Origin of the sequence: Akkermansia sp., from assembly GCF_020860705.1 — a bacterium.
GTDB lineage: Bacteria > Verrucomicrobiota > Verrucomicrobiia > Verrucomicrobiales > Akkermansiaceae > Akkermansia.
The window spans coordinates 48225-64604 of the sequence record NZ_JAJBTT010000032.1 but is presented as its reverse complement, the minus strand read 5'-3'; the positions used below and the strand labels follow the sequence as shown (position 1 = coordinate 64604).

General features: G+C 58.4%; 14 protein-coding genes and 1 other RNA gene. 2 read left to right on the top strand and 13 right to left on the bottom strand.

The window, feature by feature from the left end; all coding sequences use genetic code 11:
- The 6 genes from LIO64_RS06965 to rnpB form a co-directional block, all read right to left on the bottom strand.
- Positions 1 to 241 (bottom strand): tetratricopeptide repeat protein (locus LIO64_RS06965; protein ID WP_290548720.1); only part of this gene is annotated, 241 nt, incomplete at its 3' end.
- A 98-nt stretch (positions 242 to 339) separates the two neighbouring features.
- Positions 340 to 1236: a hypothetical protein gene (locus tag LIO64_RS06960; RefSeq protein ID WP_290548719.1), complete on the bottom strand. Its 897-nt coding sequence runs from the start codon at positions 1234 to 1236 to the stop codon at positions 340 to 342.
- 30 nt (positions 1237 to 1266) lie between these two features.
- Positions 1267 to 2352 (bottom strand): chorismate synthase, encoded by a 1086-nt coding sequence (gene aroC / locus LIO64_RS06955; RefSeq protein WP_290548718.1) that lies wholly within the window; start codon positions 2350 to 2352, stop codon positions 1267 to 1269.
- A gap of 129 nt (positions 2353 to 2481) precedes the next feature.
- Positions 2482 to 2751 carry an HU family DNA-binding protein gene (locus LIO64_RS06950; RefSeq protein WP_290548717.1) on the bottom strand — a complete coding sequence of 90 codons (270 nt, stop codon included), beginning with the start codon at positions 2749 to 2751 and terminating at the stop codon, positions 2482 to 2484.
- Between the two features lie 80 nt (positions 2752 to 2831).
- Entirely contained in the window at positions 2832 to 4109 is a 1278-nt protein-coding gene (gene murA, locus LIO64_RS06945) for a UDP-N-acetylglucosamine 1-carboxyvinyltransferase (protein ID WP_290548716.1), read from the bottom strand.
- Between the two features lie 139 nt (positions 4110 to 4248).
- An RNA gene (gene rnpB / locus LIO64_RS06940) (RNase P RNA component class A) lies at positions 4249 to 4666 on the bottom strand.
- Positions 4667 to 5132: 466 nt separating this feature from the next.
- On the opposite strand from rnpB, the gene aroA reads away from it, so the two are divergent.
- Complete coding sequence (gene aroA / locus LIO64_RS06935) at positions 5133 to 6440, top strand: 3-phosphoshikimate 1-carboxyvinyltransferase (protein ID WP_290548715.1); 1308 nt, start codon at positions 5133 to 5135, stop codon at positions 6438 to 6440.
- Positions 6441 to 6539: 99 nt separating this feature from the next.
- On the opposite strand, the gene LIO64_RS06930 is transcribed toward aroA, so the two are convergent.
- Both LIO64_RS06930 and LIO64_RS06925 read right to left on the bottom strand, forming a co-directional pair.
- Positions 6540 to 6887, bottom strand: a complete 348-nt coding sequence (locus LIO64_RS06930) for a YkgJ family cysteine cluster protein (RefSeq protein ID WP_290548714.1) — start codon at positions 6885 to 6887, stop codon at positions 6540 to 6542.
- A gap of 6 nt (positions 6888 to 6893) precedes the next feature.
- Positions 6894 to 7727, bottom strand: coding sequence for a hypothetical protein (locus LIO64_RS06925; RefSeq protein WP_290548713.1), 834 nt, complete (start codon positions 7725 to 7727; stop codon positions 6894 to 6896).
- A gap of 129 nt (positions 7728 to 7856) precedes the next feature.
- Here LIO64_RS06925 and LIO64_RS06920 point away from each other — a divergent pair, with 129 nt between their 5' ends.
- On the top strand, positions 7857 to 8684 hold the full coding sequence (locus LIO64_RS06920; RefSeq protein ID WP_290548712.1) for a hypothetical protein: 828 nt from the start codon (positions 7857 to 7859) through the stop codon (positions 8682 to 8684).
- A gap of 216 nt (positions 8685 to 8900) precedes the next feature.
- On the opposite strand, the gene LIO64_RS06915 is transcribed toward LIO64_RS06920, so the two are convergent.
- The 5 genes from LIO64_RS06915 to LIO64_RS06895 all read right to left on the bottom strand — a co-directional run bounded on the left by LIO64_RS06915 (position 8901) and on the right by LIO64_RS06895 (position 16317).
- Positions 8901 to 9176, bottom strand: a complete 276-nt coding sequence (locus tag LIO64_RS06915; RefSeq protein WP_290548711.1) for a zinc ribbon domain-containing protein — start codon at positions 9174 to 9176, stop codon at positions 8901 to 8903.
- 122 nt (positions 9177 to 9298) lie between these two features.
- The gene (locus LIO64_RS06910) at positions 9299 to 11347 is read right to left on the bottom strand and encodes a HAMP domain-containing sensor histidine kinase (RefSeq protein WP_290548710.1); all 2049 of its coding nucleotides are present in this window, start codon (positions 11345 to 11347) and stop codon (positions 9299 to 9301) included.
- Positions 11344 to 12033, bottom strand: a complete 690-nt coding sequence (locus tag LIO64_RS06905) for a response regulator transcription factor (RefSeq protein WP_290548709.1) — start codon at positions 12031 to 12033, stop codon at positions 11344 to 11346. The genes LIO64_RS06910 and LIO64_RS06905 overlap by 4 nt, the downstream gene beginning before the upstream one ends.
- Before the next feature lie 105 nt (positions 12034 to 12138).
- Positions 12139 to 14019, bottom strand: coding sequence for a vWA domain-containing protein (locus LIO64_RS06900; RefSeq protein WP_290548708.1), 1881 nt, complete (start codon positions 14017 to 14019; stop codon positions 12139 to 12141).
- 21 nt (positions 14020 to 14040) lie between these two features.
- Complete coding sequence (locus LIO64_RS06895) at positions 14041 to 16317, bottom strand: VWA domain-containing protein (RefSeq protein ID WP_290548707.1); 2277 nt, start codon at positions 16315 to 16317, stop codon at positions 14041 to 14043.
- Positions 16318 to 16380 lie beyond the last annotated feature (63 nt).

Below are 16380 nucleotides of genomic sequence, written 5' to 3'. Positions count from 1 at the left end.
AACTCGCTAGCGCTTCTTCTTTTCTCCCTAAATCCTCCAAAACAATGCCCCTATTATAATAGGCAACATCAAATTTAGGATTGATCGTCAGTGCTTTGTCATAGCTAGTTAGGGCTTCCCCCAAACGTCCTAAGTCGGACAGAATGTTTCCCCGGGCACAATAAGCTATGAAATTTCCATTATTCCGGTCTATCTCCTGTTCCAATTCCCTTAGTTCTTTCTTCAATTTTTTTTTATCCATGCCAACTCCTTTTTCCTTATACTTAATATTACTAATATAGGGGTATTTGAAAAGCGGATAATGGGAATGAAAACAATCCTGCGGAACAAAATCTCCGCTTATTCCTCAATCGGCGTGGCTTCGGGAATGTATTCATTCCCGGCGGGGCTCGTCTGGCGGGTTTCCGTGACGAAGCCAAGCACGCGGTCCACGTCCAGCTGGGACAGGACGGAGCGCACGTCCTGGTCTTCCAGGAAGCGGGTGAGCTTGACGTCGTTGTAAAGGCCCTGCATGTCCCCCTTCTCCACCAGCAGGCGGATGGCGGGATCTTCGCTCAGGCTTTTCAAACTCAGCACGCGGCTGGTGATGCGGGAGCGGGGCATGTAGCAGTCCAGCTGGGTGCGGCGCTGGTCGGAAAGTTCCGGACTGAGCGTCACCAGGTAGGCAATCATTTTTGCCAGGGAGAGGCGTTCCGGGTCATGTTCTGGGGAAATTTTCACCAGCCATTTCAGGTGGGGATTGTCCGTGATGGATTTCTTGACGGAATAAATGGTGGGCAGGGAGATGGTGCGGTTGGGGTCCATGTGGTAGAGGGCCAGTTCCCGGGCGCGGGTCATTTCCGCCATGGAACCGTAGTAAAAGATGCACATGACGCCCACCCAGCATACCACTGCCGCCATCAGAATGGTGGTGACGATGCCCTTGGCCCCGCCGAAGCCCATGCGCCGCCCCCAGGAAAAAACGTCGCTGAACCAGAAGAGGCCGTGCATGAAAATGAAAAAGACCGCCGCAGCCCCCCCGATGGACAGCACGGTGACCATCCATTCCCGCGGATCGCTGGTAATGAAGGACAAATAGGTAAAGCCGTATTTGGACAGCCAGAAGTACGCCGCCACGGCGGAAAGCACCGCCGCGCCGAACAGAAGCATCTTGATCATTCCCTTCAGCATGCCGAGCACAATGAAGCCGACCAGCAGCGCGCCCAGAACCAGGTAGAATGTGAGGGAGGAATCCATGAATGACGGGAAAGAAGCCGTGGAGTCAGTTTACAGCGCCCGCTGGCAGCGCTGGCGCAGGTAGTGGTCGCACAGACAGAGCCACGCCATGGCTTCCACGATGGGGACCGCGCGCGGCAATACGCAGGCGTCATGCCGTCCTCTGCCTTTGAGCCGGGCGTCTTCTCCGTCCCGGTTGACCGTCTGCTGGTCAATCATCAGCGTGGCGGTGGGCTTGAAGCCGATGCGCATCAGGATGTCCTCTCCGTTGGAGATGCCTCCCTGAATGCCGCCGGAGTGGTTGGTGACGGTATGCACCCGGCCGTCCTTCATGTAAAAGGGGTCATTGTGTTCCAGTCCGGTCATGTCCGCCGCTTCAAATCCGGAGCCTACGGCAAAGGCCTTGGTGGCCGGAATGCTCATCATGGCGTGGGCCAGCGTGGCGTCCAGCTTGTCAAAAACGGGGTCCCCCAGTCCGGGAGGGCAGCCGCGCACCATGCACTTGACCACGCCGCCCAGGGAGTTGCCGGCGTCCCTCGCCTCCTTGATGGCGGCGATCATGGTTTCCACCACGGAGGGATCCGCTGTGCGGACGATGTTGCTTTCGATCACGGAGGCCGTCACGGCCTCCCAGTCTACGGAAGTTTTTATGCAGTGCACCTGGTCCACCCAGGCCAGAACCTCCATGCCGGGAAAGGCCTGTTTCAGCACGGCCCTGGCCACGGCTCCGGCGGCTACGCGCCCGATGGTTTCCCGCGCGGAGGCCCTGCCCCCGCCCGCCCAGGCGCGGATGCCGTATTTGGCGTCATACGTATAATCCGCATGGGAGGGACGGTACGTGCTGGCCATCTCGTCATAGGCGGAGGAACGGTGGTCCTTGTTGCGCACGCTGATGGCGATGGGCGTTCCCAGGGTTTTCCCGTCCAGCACGCCGGAAAGAATTTCCGCGCGGTCTTCTTCCTTGCGGGGGGTCACGATGTCGCTCTGCCCCGGCCTGCGCCGGTCCAGTTCCCGCTGAATGGCTTCTTCCGTCACCGGGACAAGGGACGGACAGCCGTCAATCACCACGCCTACCCCGGCTCCATGGGACTCACCCCAGGTGGAGATTCTGAACACCTGACCAAAACTGCTGGACATGGAGGCATTCTAGACGGCTGCGCCCATCCGGTCAAGCCGTGGACAGCCGGAGCGGGACATAAAAAAACACCCCGGTCCGCAGAGGACGGGGTGCTGAAAAAAGTGCTCTTTTTAGGAACAGCTGCCGTTTTAGTCCTTCAGGGCGGAAGAAGCCTTGAAAGCAACCGTCTTGGAGGCGGGAATGTTGATCGCCTTGCCGGTCTTCGGGTTGCGGCCGGTACGGGCTTCACGGGTCTTGGTAGCAAACGTACCAAAGCCGATGATCTGTACCTTGCCGGATCCCTGCACGCCTTCCTTGATGGATTCCAGCACAGCGGCCAGGGCTTCTTCAGCGTGCTTCTTGGTTGTATCGGCACCCAGCTTGTTTTGAATCAATTCGATCAGTTGAGCCTTGTTCATAGGACTTCGGTGAATAGCATATGGAGTCCTGACAGTAAAGAAAAAATGCGGATAAAGGCCAATCAGGCATCAAAATAACCTCAATTATCGTCATCCGGCTGCCTTTCCACGGCAGCGCCGATAGCCAGGAGCTTTTCATCAATCATCTCATAGCCGCGGTCGATGTGGTACAGGCGGTGGATCTCCGTGGTGCCTTCCGCCTTCAGGGCCGCCAGCACCAGCGCGGCGGAAGCGCGCAGGTCGGACGCCATGACGGGTGCGCCGCTCAGGGCCTCCACGCCGGAGATGACGGCGGTGCCGTTGTCCACCTTGATGTCGGCGCCCATGCGCTTGAGTTCGGAGCAGTGCATGAAGCGCTGCGGGAAGATGGTATCCTTTACCACGGAGATGCCCGGCGTGGTGGCAAACAGAGCCGTCATCTGGGCCTGCATGTCCGTGGGATAGCCTGGATAGGGGGCCGTCTTGATTTCCCCGCATTTCGGGGCATTTCCGGCAATGATGGTGACCGTGTCCCCCCGTTCGTTGAATTCCACGTGGTGGCCGCATTTCCGGAGCAGGTCCGTCACTACGGTCATATGCTCTTCACAAACGCGCCTCAGGGTCACGCCGTCCCCCATCATGGCCGCGGCCACCATGAAAGTACCCGCTTCAATGCGGTCCGGAATGACGGTATGGTTGCAGCCGCGGAGTTTCTTAACCCCTTCAATGACGATCCGGCGCGTTCCGGCGCCCTGGATGCAGGCGCCCATCTTGATCAGAAAGTTTGCCAGGTCCACCACTTCCGGTTCGGAAGCGGCGGATTCAATGACGGTGGTGCCTTCCGCCAGAACGGCGGCCATCATCAGGTTGTCCGTTCCCAGGACGGTGGGGCCGTGGTCGCCGCTTAAATCCACCGTAGCCCCTTTCAGGCCGCCGGGGGCTTCAATAATGAGATTGCCGCGTTCAATCTGCACCTGGGCTCCCAGGGCCTGGATAGCCCTGATGTGCAGGTCCACGGGACGGTCACCGATCACGCAGCCGCCCGGCAGCGGAATCACGCACCGCTGCATGCGGGCCATCAGTGGGCCCATGAGGCAGATAGAAGCCCGCATCTTGCGCACCTGTTCATAGGCGGCTTCAGAATGCAGGTTCCTGGCTTCCACGCGCACGTTGCCGCTGGACCGCTCCACGGAGGCTCCCAGCTGGCCCATGATCTGCACCATGAAATTGGTATCGGAGACGTCCGGCACACGGCGCACCACTACAGGCTCGTCCGTCAGCAATGACGCGGCCAGAATGGGCAGGGACGCATTTTTGGAACCGCTGATATTGACGGCTCCCCTCAGCGTAAAACCTCCGTGTACAACAAGCTTCTCCATGGTGGGTGGCAATTAGGTGACGGATTCTACACATTTGGCACGTCCATGCAACTCCAAAGAGCCCCCGGAACCGGACAATTTCCCGGTGGTTTCCTTTCCCGGAAAAGGCGGCGGAGAGCGGCCGGATAATAAGGCAAGGCGCCGATCAGGTTCTGTAAGCCAGATTTTGTCCACCGGCCAAGGCCGGCTGTGTGGCCATTTTTCTCACGCGGACCGCGGTGAAGCAGTCCGCGCGCCCGTTCGTGTGACGGAACGGATGCGACTAATACCCGGGGATCCGGCGGGCAGGCAACCCTTCCCCTGTTTGTCTTGCATCGCGCGGGGTTTACCATGCCTCCTTGGTCGCCCTTGGAGCGGTGAGCTCTTACCTCCCCTTTTCACCCTTGCCTGCATGAAGATGAACCCCATGCGGGCGGTTTGTTTTCTGTGGCACTTTCCGTCCGGGAACCCTTGGGAGATTCCCGTCTCCCGCTTTCACGGGACACGCTGCCTTGTGATGTCCGGACTTTCCTCTACTCCGGCCCGAAGACCGGAACAGCGACCACCCGAACCTGATCAGCACGGACTACATACGCTTTCAGCGGCACGCGGTAAAGCCCAAAGCAGGTTACGGGGACAATTTTTGTTTTCCTCCTTCCGGGAATTCCGGAGAACAACAGGCCTTATCATCATCTTTCATTCCCCGTCTTCCTGAATGACGGCAATGGACCGGGCGGCAGGAAGAATGCTGGACAAGGTAAAGCGGCCACAGGATCACTCCCATGGCCGCTCCAACTTACTACCTATGAAAACCAGCTTGATCCCTTGATCCTGAAAAGTTCTCTCCTTCCTTTCAGGAGGGACGCAGCCGATAACGCGGCTGAATATACGCCGCGGCCTTGGAAAATCAATTCCATTCTGGGCTCTCGCGCCGTTTCACTCCAGTCCCTTTCCGGGAAGGCCCGGAGTCATCGGCCCCGCTTTTCCCATCTCGTAATTGGCTTGATTCAGCAAGCAATACAGGGTAGTTCTTCCGGGACGTCCATGAACCTTCATTCCCATTTCATTCCCTCCCTGCAAGGGGAGCTGACCGTACCCGGAGACAAAAGCATTTCCCACCGCGCCGCCATTCTGGGCGGCCTGGCGCAGGGAGTGACGGAAGTGGACAATTTCCTGTGCAGTGAAGACTGCCTGAACACCCTGCGCGCCATGGAGCAGCTGGGCGCACGGGTGGAGGTGCTGGAAGAACGGCAGGGTTATGGTCCCGTCCGTTTCCGCATTACGGGCGTCGCCATGAACCCCGTGGCTCCCGGACGGCCCATTGACTGCGGCAACTCCGGCACGGGCATGAGGCTGCTGGCCGGCATGCTGGCCGCCTGCCCCTTTGATTCCGAGATGTTCGGAGACGCCTCCCTGAGTTCCCGCCCCATGGGCCGCATCATGCAGCCTCTGGAACAGATGGGCGCACGGATTGAGGCACGTGGCGCCAAGCCGGGCTGCGCCCCTCTTTTCATTCACGGCGGCGGCATTCATCCCATCTCCTACACGCTTCCCATGGCAAGCGCCCAGGTGAAAAGCGCCATCCTGCTGGCCGCCATGTTTGCAGACGGCGCCACCACCGTACACCAGCCTGCCGTCACCCGCGACCATACGGAACGCCTGTTCCGCCATTTCAGCGTTCCCTGCACGGTGGATGGACTGGCCGTAGGCACGAACGGCCCGGCACTCCCCATTGCCCATGATTTGACGGTTCCCGCGGACATTTCTTCCGCCGCCTTCTGGATGGTGGCCGCCGCCACCCGTCCCGGCTCCCGCGTAACACTGCGCCAAGTGGGCCTGAACGGCACCCGGAACGCCGTCATCAGCGCCCTGAAGAGGATGGGCGCGCGCATGGACATTGTCATCACTTCCCCGGCGGATGCTGGGGAACCGTACGGGGATATTACCGTGTACGGCTCTGACTCCCTGCATGGAACGGTCCTGCTCCCGGAGGAAATCCCCAACCTGATTGATGAAATTCCCGTCCTGGCCGTGGCCGGAGCCCTGGGCCAAGGAGAATTCGTCGTCCGCAACGCCCATGAACTGCGCGTGAAGGAGACGGACCGCATCGCCACCACGGCGGCCAACCTCCGGCTCATGGGCGTGAACGTGGAGGAATTTGACGACGGCATGATCGTCCACGGGGGCACTGCTCTGAAAGGCGCGGAACTTCCCAGCTATGGGGACCACCGCATCGCCATGAGCTTCCTGGTGGCCGGTTTCAGCGCGCAGGGGGAAACCGTCTTGACTGATACCGCCTGCATCAATACGTCCTACCCCGGCTTTGAACAGGATCTGGCACAATTCGTGTAGAATTCAGGAGGCCGGGAGAAGACCATGCCGGAACGGCTTTCCCAAAGTTCCGGAACAGGCCTGAATGGGATAAAGAGCGCTCTCCTTTACCACCTGGGATTATTCTTCCCTCCCCTGCTCCACTTCCCGGGCGCGGCATAAGTCCCGCCAGCCGGGGAAATTCCATTGATTGGGAAAACCTCGGCACTGGCGCGGCTTGACGGGGTTGATCCGGCAGCCGTTTTCCGTCAGCATCATGCAGGCGCCATCCGCCGCATCCCTGATGGACAGCCCCTGCCGGTTGGCCCTCAAACGGCAGCATTCATCAATAAAGGCCTGTTCGTCCATGTGCAGGAAACGGGAGATTTCCCGGACTTCATCTTCTTCAATGCACACGTCTCCGGTCCAGCGGCAGCATGCGCCGCACCTGGTGCATTCATACCGCACCGCCTTTCCTCTTTCCGTCATACGCCGTTAAGTGAAAATTCCCCTGATGACGCCTATGTTCATGTGGGCGTCCCTCCACCGCGGATTGTTGACGGCGTTTTCAAAGTCCTGGGGCAGTTTTCCGATGGTGCCGGGTGCCTGCGCCAGCCCCGCCAGAATCTGCCTGAGCCTGGACCGGGCGATGAGGGTGGGCTGGTTGGTCCACTGGAAAACTTCACTGTCAATAATGTAGCCATCATCAATCTTCGTGATGTATTGGGGAAAGCGCAAATGGGGGTTCTGTTCCACATAGACGCAACGGCCGATGGAACGCTTGGACCGGAAAGGATGAAAGAAACGCCGGATGCTCTTGATCCAGTCCGGAGCCTCTGACAGACCTTCCGCGTGCACCCACATGGTAGCCAGTTGTTCCACAGGGTAAAAGTAGGAATACGTGTACGCGGCCTTGTAGCGGGCGCAGCCGCGCCATGCATGGCGCAGGCGCACCATGTCCGCCTGGCCGGAAGTCAGCAGCGCCAGCGCACTCCTCAGCTGCTTTTCCAGGGCCTCCCCGTGCAGATGCTCCCAGATCATGCAGTCGTCCTCCGCCAACAGGACGTAATCCGTATCAAGGGCATTGACTGCCGTCTGGAGAGCTCCCATAAAACCGCCCTCCAAAGGGGATGGTACCGCGGAAAGGCCATGGGAAAGAGCCGTTTCACACACTTTTCCGGCGCTTTCCGGAAAAACGACGCAGGTCTCATCAAAATATTTCAGCAGCCCGGACCTGTCATAAGACGCCAGCGTCATGTCCAGCGTATACGGAGCATTGTCACACACCAGAGCCAGACCAACTTTTTTATCTTGAAAGAGAATTCCCATCGCTTAGAACGTTTTTGCAGTCTAAGACAAGAAGAAGACTGTTTCCAAGCAAAATAATTTTAAACAAATGTACTTTCCTTCCGCCGCTTTTCAGGCAAAGGGAAAAACACCCCAATCCATTTCAACATCATGAAAGCATACGGTATTTTAAAGCACTTACTGCTGGCGGGAGCCCTCGGCTGCGCCCTGTCCAGCTGTTATGATCCTTACTACGACAGTTTTAGCGTATCCGGCTCCTACAGCAGCGGCGGCTCCGGCGTGTCCTACATGTATGACAGCTCCGGCTACCCCATTTACGGGTACTACGGAGGCAGGCCCATCTACGCCTATGACACGTTTGGCAGCCCCATCTATTCCATCAGCCTGATTCGCCCGAATTATTACATTCCCACGTGGGGACCGGCCCCCTATTACCGCGGGCACTACATCCGCCCCCATTACTGCCGCCCCATGGCGCGGCCGCCGATGAAGCCGCAGTACCGGCCGGATCATTTCCGTCCGGACCACCGCCCCGGAGGCAACAGGCCGTCCCCCCAGCCCGTCAGGCCCAGCCATCGGCCGGATTTCGGAAAACCCGGCAATTCCCACCGTCCCCCCGTGGTTAATCCTGGCGGCAGCCATGGCAGACCGGATTTTGGAAAGCCCGGCCAGCCTTCGCGCCCTTCCGTTAACAGCCCCCACCGTCCCGGCGTCAATCATTCCGGCAACTCTCCCCGACCTGGCATAAGCCGTCCGGAGGGGCCCCGTCCTTCCAGGCCTTCCTCCCGGCCCTCCGGTCCCAATCCGGGCCATTCAGGAATGAGCCGGCCCAGCAGCCCTCCTCCCGTGTCCAGGCCTTCTTCCCCGCCGCCTTCCTCCAGTGCGCCCAGCAGGCCCTCTTCTCCTCCCGCGTCCGCTCCGTCCCGTCCGGCGCCTTCCCCGCATCCGGGCGGCGGCCATAGCCCTCACCGGAGATAACCATCTCCTGAAGGATCTTTTACCTGGGGCTGTCTTGCAACGGTCTAAAAACCGGAGCAGGACAGCCCCGAATCATGAAAAGAACAACCATTCCGATCATCATGCAGAAATGCATGGCCCCGGAGAATGGATGCCCGGCGGCGCAGGAAAGGCGGATAAAAAGCAAACGGAAAAAAATGGTTTCCCCTCCATTTCATGGATGGAAAAGAAAGTGGCCTACCCTTTTTTCCAGCGTTTCAGCGTGGGAAAATACAGGGTCATTTCCGCAATGGCCTCTTCCCGGGTGTAGGAGGAGCCATTGTCCTTGTTGAACTCTTCCACAAACTGGGCGCAATGTTCAATCATCTGCTCCATGGTGCAGTCTGAAGTAAATGCGCCGTTGCGGAAGCAATAGCAGCAGTATTCCCCGCTGACGGTTCCGTCATGGTTGGTGCCGCAATCCTCCTTGCATCGCAGAGGCATGCCGCAGCTTTGACAAAATGGCGTGTTCATCAAAGGTGGTGCATGGTGATGGAATAATCAGATGTTTCCGGAGGGATTAAACCCTGGTTGGCCGCAGTTTTGAAGAACATTGTTTTTCCGGGGCATGGAATGCCGGTTCATGGTGTCCTTTCTTACGCTCTGGAAAGGGGTATCCTGAGGGCAAAGCGGCACCCTTGGCCGGAACTCTCTTCCAGGCACAAGTCTCCGCCCATGCTCCTCGCCAACTCCCGGGACAGAGCCAGCCCCAGCCCCACGCCCGGCTGTTTTCCGGCCGCCTCCTCCGCAGACCGGGAAAAGGGGCGGAACAATTTTCCCTTCAGGGAATCGGAAATACCTTTCCCTTCATCCTCCACGCGGATGACCAGAAAACGCTTCTCCCGCTCCAGTTCCACTTTAAGAATGCTGCCGTCAAAGCATGCATACTTGGCGGCGTTGTCCGCCAGGTTGTACACGATCTGTTCCACGGCGGTCATATCCGCCATCACGGCATCTTTCTGCAACTCCGGGGCCACGGAAAGCTGGGAATCCATGCCGGCGGCGGCCAGCCGGGGGGAGATGCGGGCGATGACGGCGGCAGCCAGGTCCGGCACCGGAATCTTCTCCGGATGGAGAGAGACCGAATTCTTCTCCACTCGCGCATAACTCAGCACATTGTCCACCAGATGCGTCAGCCTGCACGCCTCGTTTTTCAGGATATCCACATAGGCCGCCTCCTTTCCCCTGGGAACAAGGCCGGAAGAAAGCATTTCCGTATACATGTTGAACGTGGTCAAGGGCGTTCTCAACTCATGGGTGACGGCGGAAACGAAGACGGCGCGGCGTTCGCTCAGTCGAATAAGCCCTATCATGAAACCAATGACCCCGCACAGGGCCAGAATCCCGCAGAACCATGCCATGGCCATGGAATTCCAAACCGTCCGCAGGGAATTGGCCGGCAGGGAGGGAAGATTGCCCGGATTGAGCATGGCGGGAATGCCGGCCAGCGTCAGATAGCTGTCCGCCTGTCCATCGGCCGGCGACAGGGTGGCCTCCGGCAAAATATCGGCTACGGACGCCAGAAGACAGGCGGACAATTTATCCCAGTCCACCCAGATGCCCTGCACCCATATCTGACCGTGGTCTGAAATGCGGCGCGTCAGGAAGCATTCCTTCTCCTGATGCCATCTGGGCTGGAAGGATGAAATGGAGAGTTCCCTGTAGCTTTCCGGAGTTTTGGCGGGTTCTTCACGTCGATTGGCGTGCGTTTCCAGCACCTTTTCCTTCACCGGCTTCTCCTTTTTTTCATCAATCTCCACCTGAACCTCTTCTCCACCCATCACCAATTCCCCTTTGTCCGCATCCAGAAGAATCATCTTGTCCCCGGCTCCTTTTTCCCATGTTTTCAAGGGAGCTGCACCATCCTGGCCTTTTTCCTGTTCCGGCGCGCTCCGTTTATCCATCCCCCTTGCAATAGCCTTGCGCCCCGCTCCCCCGGCTTCCGTTATCCCTCGGCGCGGAGTTTCCACGGCCTTCTTTTTTACCTTGATGTTGATATTGTATTCCTGCTGGCTGTTGGAAAGATTTTTGCGCATATTATAGTCCTCCATCCCCTGCTGGACTACGGCAAGCTCCAACGGCAAGCCATTCCTCTGCTGGCCCCTTCCCTCCACAATGGTTACGGAAGCCGCCTGTACCGCTTCCTCCACAGGCGGAACGGAAAAAGAATAGGACTCCTGCGGCACGGCTTCCTCCCGGGAAATGGAGGAAGGCTCCGGCAAATTCTTCATGGCGTCCATAACGCGGTTCCCCCATCCGGATTTTTCCAGCTGGAGGACATGTTCCATCCGTTCCGTCCCTTTCTGTGGAGAGGAAATATTCCCCTGCGGATCTATCTGGAAATACAGTTTGGCAAAGCCGGATAAATCCGGCATGGAATTCTTTTCCCTGAAAGAATCCGCCAGCATATTCCCCGGGAAATATTCTCCGGGAGAACGGTTGTTTTCCCCCGCAATCATGGAAGCCAGCAGGGAGTCCATGCGCCACAGGGCCAGGCGGCTCTGCTCCACCAGGCGGATCTGATGCGTTTCCTCCAGCCTGCGCCTTTCCGCATCCAGCATGGAATGGCTCAGCCACCCCATCACCCCCAGCAGAATCAGCAGGCAGGACCACAGCAGCAAATGGAAGGAAAAACGGCTGCTCATGCATCATCCTCCCAAACATATCCCTGCCCCCTCAGGGTGCGGATCACGGCAGCGTTCCTTTTCCCCATTTTTTCCCGCAGCCGGGCAATCGTAGTGTCAATGCTCCGCGTTTCCACCAGCCGGGGATCCATCTTCCAGACTCTTGCCAGGATTTCCTCACGGGTGATGATTCTTCCGGCATTCGCCGCCAGATGGCGCGCCAGGTCGAATTCCTTGGTCGTCAGCACTACCCGCTCATCCCCTATCACCAGGGCGCGGGCGGAAAAATCCAGATGCCCCTCCGGAAGCATGACGCGGTTGACGTTGCAGGGGCGTTCCGGGGACCGTCTCAGCACGGCTTCTATCCTGGCCAGCACTTCCAGCAGGCTGAACGGCTTCACGACATAATCGTCCGCCCCCAGCTTCAGCCCTTTCACCTTGTCCGCCTCCGCGCCCTTGGCGGTAAGCATCAGCACGGGAACGGTGGCCCGGTCTTCCCGGATGCGCCTCAACAGGTCAAAACCGTTCGCTCCGGGCAAGACCACATCCAGCAGGGCCAGGTCGTACTCCTCTGCATGGATCACCTCCAGAGCTTCATAACCGTCTTTTGCGGACAGAACATCATAGCCGGACATGACCAGAGCGTCCACCAGGCCGTTCCTGATGGCATGATCGTCCTCAATGACCAGAATGCGGTAGCGGTGCATGTACAGGGTAATCTATCAAATTTTAATGTTCCGGTAAAACCGGTTTTTTCAACAAGTAAAATTCTGCGGGATTGCCGGCGTTTCCCGGCAACCCCGCAGAAGCACTCATTTCTTCACTCTTTCATTCATAGGGGAATTTTTTCCTGCTGTTTTGTTCTCTTCAACAAAGGAAAACTGCTTTTTGGAAGCCTGCCGCCGCACGGCCTGAATAACGGCGTCATCCAGAGTATTCGATTTGGTTCCGCCGGAAGCGTTCTGCTGCGCCTTCCATTTGACCAGCCATTCGCTGCGCTGAGCGTCTAGCTCCTTCACCTTCTTCTGCAGGTCCGCACGCTCCCCGGCCTTCTTTTTCACGATGGCTTCCATTTCCTTTGCGGTTTTTCCCGCCAGCTCCTGGGGAAGCTGTCCCGCATTGCCTAAATCTTCCAGCGCCTGGCTCCCCTTCTGTTCATAAAGGTCCACCAGATCCCATGAAGTATTGAAGTAGGCCGCCTTGTTGGCTTTCGCACTGGCCCGGCCTACGGAAGCCGCAGGAGACAACTCCCGGGCCAGCTTGTCCTGGCGTTCCTGTTTTGCCATTCTTTCAGCCTGAACCTCCGTGGAACCGTAAGCCAGGTAGGTTGTGTTCAGGGAGGAGCTCAACCTGGCGAGCTCTCCGTCGTAGGGAGTTTCCGGTTCCGGGGGAGCCGCGTTGTGATCAATATTGAGGAAACTGCCGTCCCCCCTGGCGGCGCCGTCCTTCCACAGGCGCGTATCCGGGTCTCCGGCATCGCCGCAATGAATGGTATTGACCGTGATGCCCCGTTCCAGTCCGCGCGCGATTGCAGCCGCATACGGCACACTGCCCTGGTTGAAAGGTTCATTGCCGGCGATGAACACCAGTTTCAGGGCATTGGGATCCTCCGTATTCCATGCCAGCTCCTTCACGGCCCGGTCAATGACGGCCCCGCAGCATTCCGTGCCGCCGTAGGTCTTCAGCTTGAATAATTCATCGGAAACCCTGTCCAGATCATCCGTGAAGGGAAGTACCCGGCGAATCCAGGCGTCTTTGGAGGACAACCTGTCATTTCCGTACTCATACAGCGCTATCTGGATGGAGGGAAGCTTGCCGTTCTGACGGGCCAGCGTCATGTCATTGACAATTTTCCACAGGTACGTGCGCGCCTGGTCAATGAGACCGTCCATGCTGCCGGAAGTATCCAGCAGAAGCGCTATCTGGACAACGGCCCGGTCATCTTTTTCCGCTGCCGCCTGGTCCGGAGCGGCAGGGGTTCCGGGAGAAGCGTCCTCCTCCTTTGGCTTTATGCTGATCTCCATCTTTCCCGGAGCGGTTTCTTTCAGGGTAATGATGGAATCGGCGGTTTTCTCCGCACCCCTGGCCTTTTCCGGGGCATCCCCGTTTATCTCAATGAAGGCAGCGTCTTCTTTCCCGATGCTGCCGATGGTTACGATGGGCGTGACTTCCGGGACGGCGGAGTTCTTTGCCGCAGCCTGGGTGATAACCATTTCTCCCTTTTCAGAAACCTCCTCCTTGGAAGAAGTTTTTTCCTGTTGGGGAGCCACGCTTATTTTCTTCTTTCCGGAGGTTGCTTCTTCCGAGATTCTTATGGAATAGTCAGCCTTGTTGACCGTCCCTTCCTGATCCGGCCCAACCCTGCTTATTTCGATGCAGGAACCCCGGCCCTGTTCTCCTGCGGGAGCCCGGTTGGCAGGAACAGCGGCTTTTTCACCACCTCCGCTTTTTACCGTGAGCAGAATGGTTCCGGTTTTCGCGTCCTGTTTTTCTCCCCCCTGTGGAGGGGCGGGGGCGTTCCCATCCTGGACCGTCACACTTCCGGATGGCACGGAAGTGACGATGTCCGAAGGTTGATCTTTCCCGGCCGGAACGGTCCGGCCATCCGCTGAAACGGAGGGAAATTCGGCATACGCGCAGAATGCTCCGGCGCCCAGCAGGCCCAATGTACATGTAATAATACGGTTCATCATTGTTGATTGTTAATTTTTTGTTTACGGAAGACTGTTTTGCATCAGGAAGGTTTCTCCATCCAGGCGGACCATCACGGAGCCATCCAGGGCCAACAGCCCCTGGCGGTTGGACTGGACCAGCTTGTCCGCCACGGCGGCGTACTCCGGCGTGCCAACCTGGACGGTCTTTACGGCGCGCCCTCCATCCGGCAGGGAAAGCACGGAGCTTTCCATCCAGACCCCGTTCCTGTTGAAATAGCCATTCTGGGCAATCTGGGCCGTGCCGCTGAAAGAAACGGCGCGGCCCCGCCGGTCCATCTGGATGTTGTATTTGTTGAGGGTCAATTCCCTCTTCTTGGCTACGGCATTCTCTTGCAGGGCAATGGCATCCATCCCTTCACGGGATTCCTGCATCACTCTTCCCACCTGGCCGCTCCGGAGAGAGGTCCCCGGAAAGACATGATCCGCAGAACTTCCGTCATCGGCAAAAAACGAAGCGGCCGAACTCATGATCCCGAAATCCCGGGAGAGCCTCATGATTTCCTCAACCAGTTCCGCCGTTTTGGGATTGTGCCTCAGCGCTTCCGTATCGGAGGGGGTTCCTCCCATATCCATCAGGGCGGTTTCCAGGCTGCCTATTTTGCGGGCGGCCCATAGCCGGGCTACAAAATCATCCTTCATTCCGGCGATGCGTTGCGGATCCACAGTGATGGAAAAAGTCCGTTCCCTGTTGTTCCGGTCCAGGCAGGTTCCTTTAATAAGAAAAGGTCCCGTGCCTACATACCTGCCGACCAGAACGGCGGGAGAACCGGAATAAATGTCCGGCAGAATCCCGGAGGGAATGGCGTCCTGCACCCTTCCCGGCTGTTCCCTGCCGTCCGGGGAGCAGACGGTATAGCGCACGTTCCGGAAAACGGGGCCATACAGCCGGTTGAATACCTGTGACAGCTTGACTTCCAGATTCTCTCCGGAAAGGACGTAGGACGGAAGCCCCCCGGAAACTTCAGCCATGCGTCTCAGCAGGGGTGCGTTGACGTCTTCCCCCACTCCGATGGTGAAAATGCGCCTTTCCGCCTTGTTTCCCTCCCCCGCGAGAGCCACAATGGATTTTTCCGAAGTGCGGCCAATCGTGGGAAGGCCGTCCGTCAGGAAAAGAACCACGGGAAGCATTCCCTCATGGGCGGGCTGGGACAAAGCGGCGGCCAAGGCCTCATAAATGTTGGTGCCTCCCCTGGCCACGACGGCATCCAGCCATGCATGGGCCGCTTTTTCCGATGCCTCGTTCTTTTCCACCGGAGCTGCCTCAAATAAATTGACACCTTCGTTGTAAGTGATGATGTTGAAACGTTCCCCGGGATTCAGTCCGGAAACGATCTGCCTGGCGGCCTCCTTCATCCTGGCAAGTTTATCTCCCCGCATGCTGCCGGACCTGTCCAGCACCAGCGTAACCTCCCGGAGGATGGAGTTTTCACCGGGTTCCCCGTCCTTGCCCAGCATGGCCAGAAAGTAGCCGTTTTTTCCGCCTCCGGCGTCAGGGGTGGCATAAGTGCTGATGTCAGGCCCGGAACCGGGTTCCCCCTCTTTCCCTCGTATTTCCTGCCATGACAGGCGGAAGGGGCCCGGATTCATCCTTTCCTCCGCCAGGGTCAGAACGACGGTTCCATCCCTCAGCTGATGGCGTTCCATCTGATGGGAAGGGATGAAAACGTTTCCCAGGCCGTCCTCTCCGGGAGCCAGCTCCACCCGCACCGTCCACGGAACGCCACCGGAAAGGGCTTCCGTTCTCGGGAGAACGTAATCCAGACGGCCGTCCGTGGGGTTCAGCATCTGTTCGTACACCATGCCCAGCTTCACGGAAGCCCGGGGAGGTACCGGAAACACGCTGCTCCGGATAGCCCCGAATCCCGCAAATTCCAGCAGGGCCGGATCCTTTCTGCGCGCCACAATGCGGTCATACAAGCGCCGGGCCTGATCCGCGGGCATCAGGGACGCCTGCCAGGCGGCCTTTCCGTCCCCGTAATAAAATCCCTTCACTACCACGCCTTCCGGAACGGGCAGCAGCAGTTCCGCCTCCGCAGGAGAAGAACCGTTGTTGCGCACATTCAGCTCCAGATGGGTCACGGCGCAGCGGCCGTTCACCAGAATGCGGGCATTCACCTTTTCCAGCGCTACGGCCTGGCGGGCCATCCGCTCCGCAGGGCGGATCACGCGACTCTGCGGCAGAATGATGCTGCGGGCGTCCAGCTCATCAGACTCCCAGGCGGAGGCCGGCCCGGCTATTCCCGCCCATACGGCTATCAGGCACCACATGACTTTCATGCCTTCATGATGCCTGAAAAATCAGGCCCGTGTGTTACAATCAGGTTACATTTTCAAATCCCT

Excerpts from the sequence above, each read along its gene's own strand:
- LIO64_RS06950 (WP_290548717.1), bottom strand. The coding sequence starts at position 2,751 with ATGAACAAGGCTCAACTGATCGAATTGATTCAAAACAAGCTGGGTGCC.
- LIO64_RS06925 (WP_290548713.1), bottom strand. The coding sequence starts at position 7,727 with ATGGGAATTCTCTTTCAAGATAAAAAAGTTGGTCTGGCTCTGGTGTGT.
- LIO64_RS06920 (WP_290548712.1), top strand. The coding sequence starts at position 7,857 with ATGAAAGCATACGGTATTTTAAAGCACTTACTGCTGGCGGGAGCCCTC.
- LIO64_RS06960 (WP_290548719.1), bottom strand. The coding sequence starts at position 1,236 with ATGGATTCCTCCCTCACATTCTACCTGGTTCTGGGCGCGCTGCTGGTC.
- murA (WP_290548716.1), bottom strand. The coding sequence starts at position 4,109 with ATGGAGAAGCTTGTTGTACACGGAGGTTTTACGCTGAGGGGAGCCGTC.
- LIO64_RS06900 (WP_290548708.1), bottom strand. The coding sequence starts at position 14,019 with ATGATGAACCGTATTATTACATGTACATTGGGCCTGCTGGGCGCCGGA.
- LIO64_RS06905 (WP_290548709.1), bottom strand. The coding sequence starts at position 12,033 with ATGCACCGCTACCGCATTCTGGTCATTGAGGACGATCATGCCATCAGG.
- LIO64_RS06930 (WP_290548714.1), bottom strand. The coding sequence starts at position 6,887 with ATGACGGAAAGAGGAAAGGCGGTGCGGTATGAATGCACCAGGTGCGGC.
- aroA (WP_290548715.1), top strand. The coding sequence starts at position 5,133 with ATGAACCTTCATTCCCATTTCATTCCCTCCCTGCAAGGGGAGCTGACC.
- LIO64_RS06895 (WP_290548707.1), bottom strand. The coding sequence starts at position 16,317 with ATGAAAGTCATGTGGTGCCTGATAGCCGTATGGGCGGGAATAGCCGGG.
- aroC (WP_290548718.1), bottom strand. The coding sequence starts at position 2,352 with ATGTCCAGCAGTTTTGGTCAGGTGTTCAGAATCTCCACCTGGGGTGAG.
- LIO64_RS06915 (WP_290548711.1), bottom strand. The coding sequence starts at position 9,176 with ATGAACACGCCATTTTGTCAAAGCTGCGGCATGCCTCTGCGATGCAAG.
- LIO64_RS06910 (WP_290548710.1), bottom strand. The coding sequence starts at position 11,347 with ATGAGCAGCCGTTTTTCCTTCCATTTGCTGCTGTGGTCCTGCCTGCTG.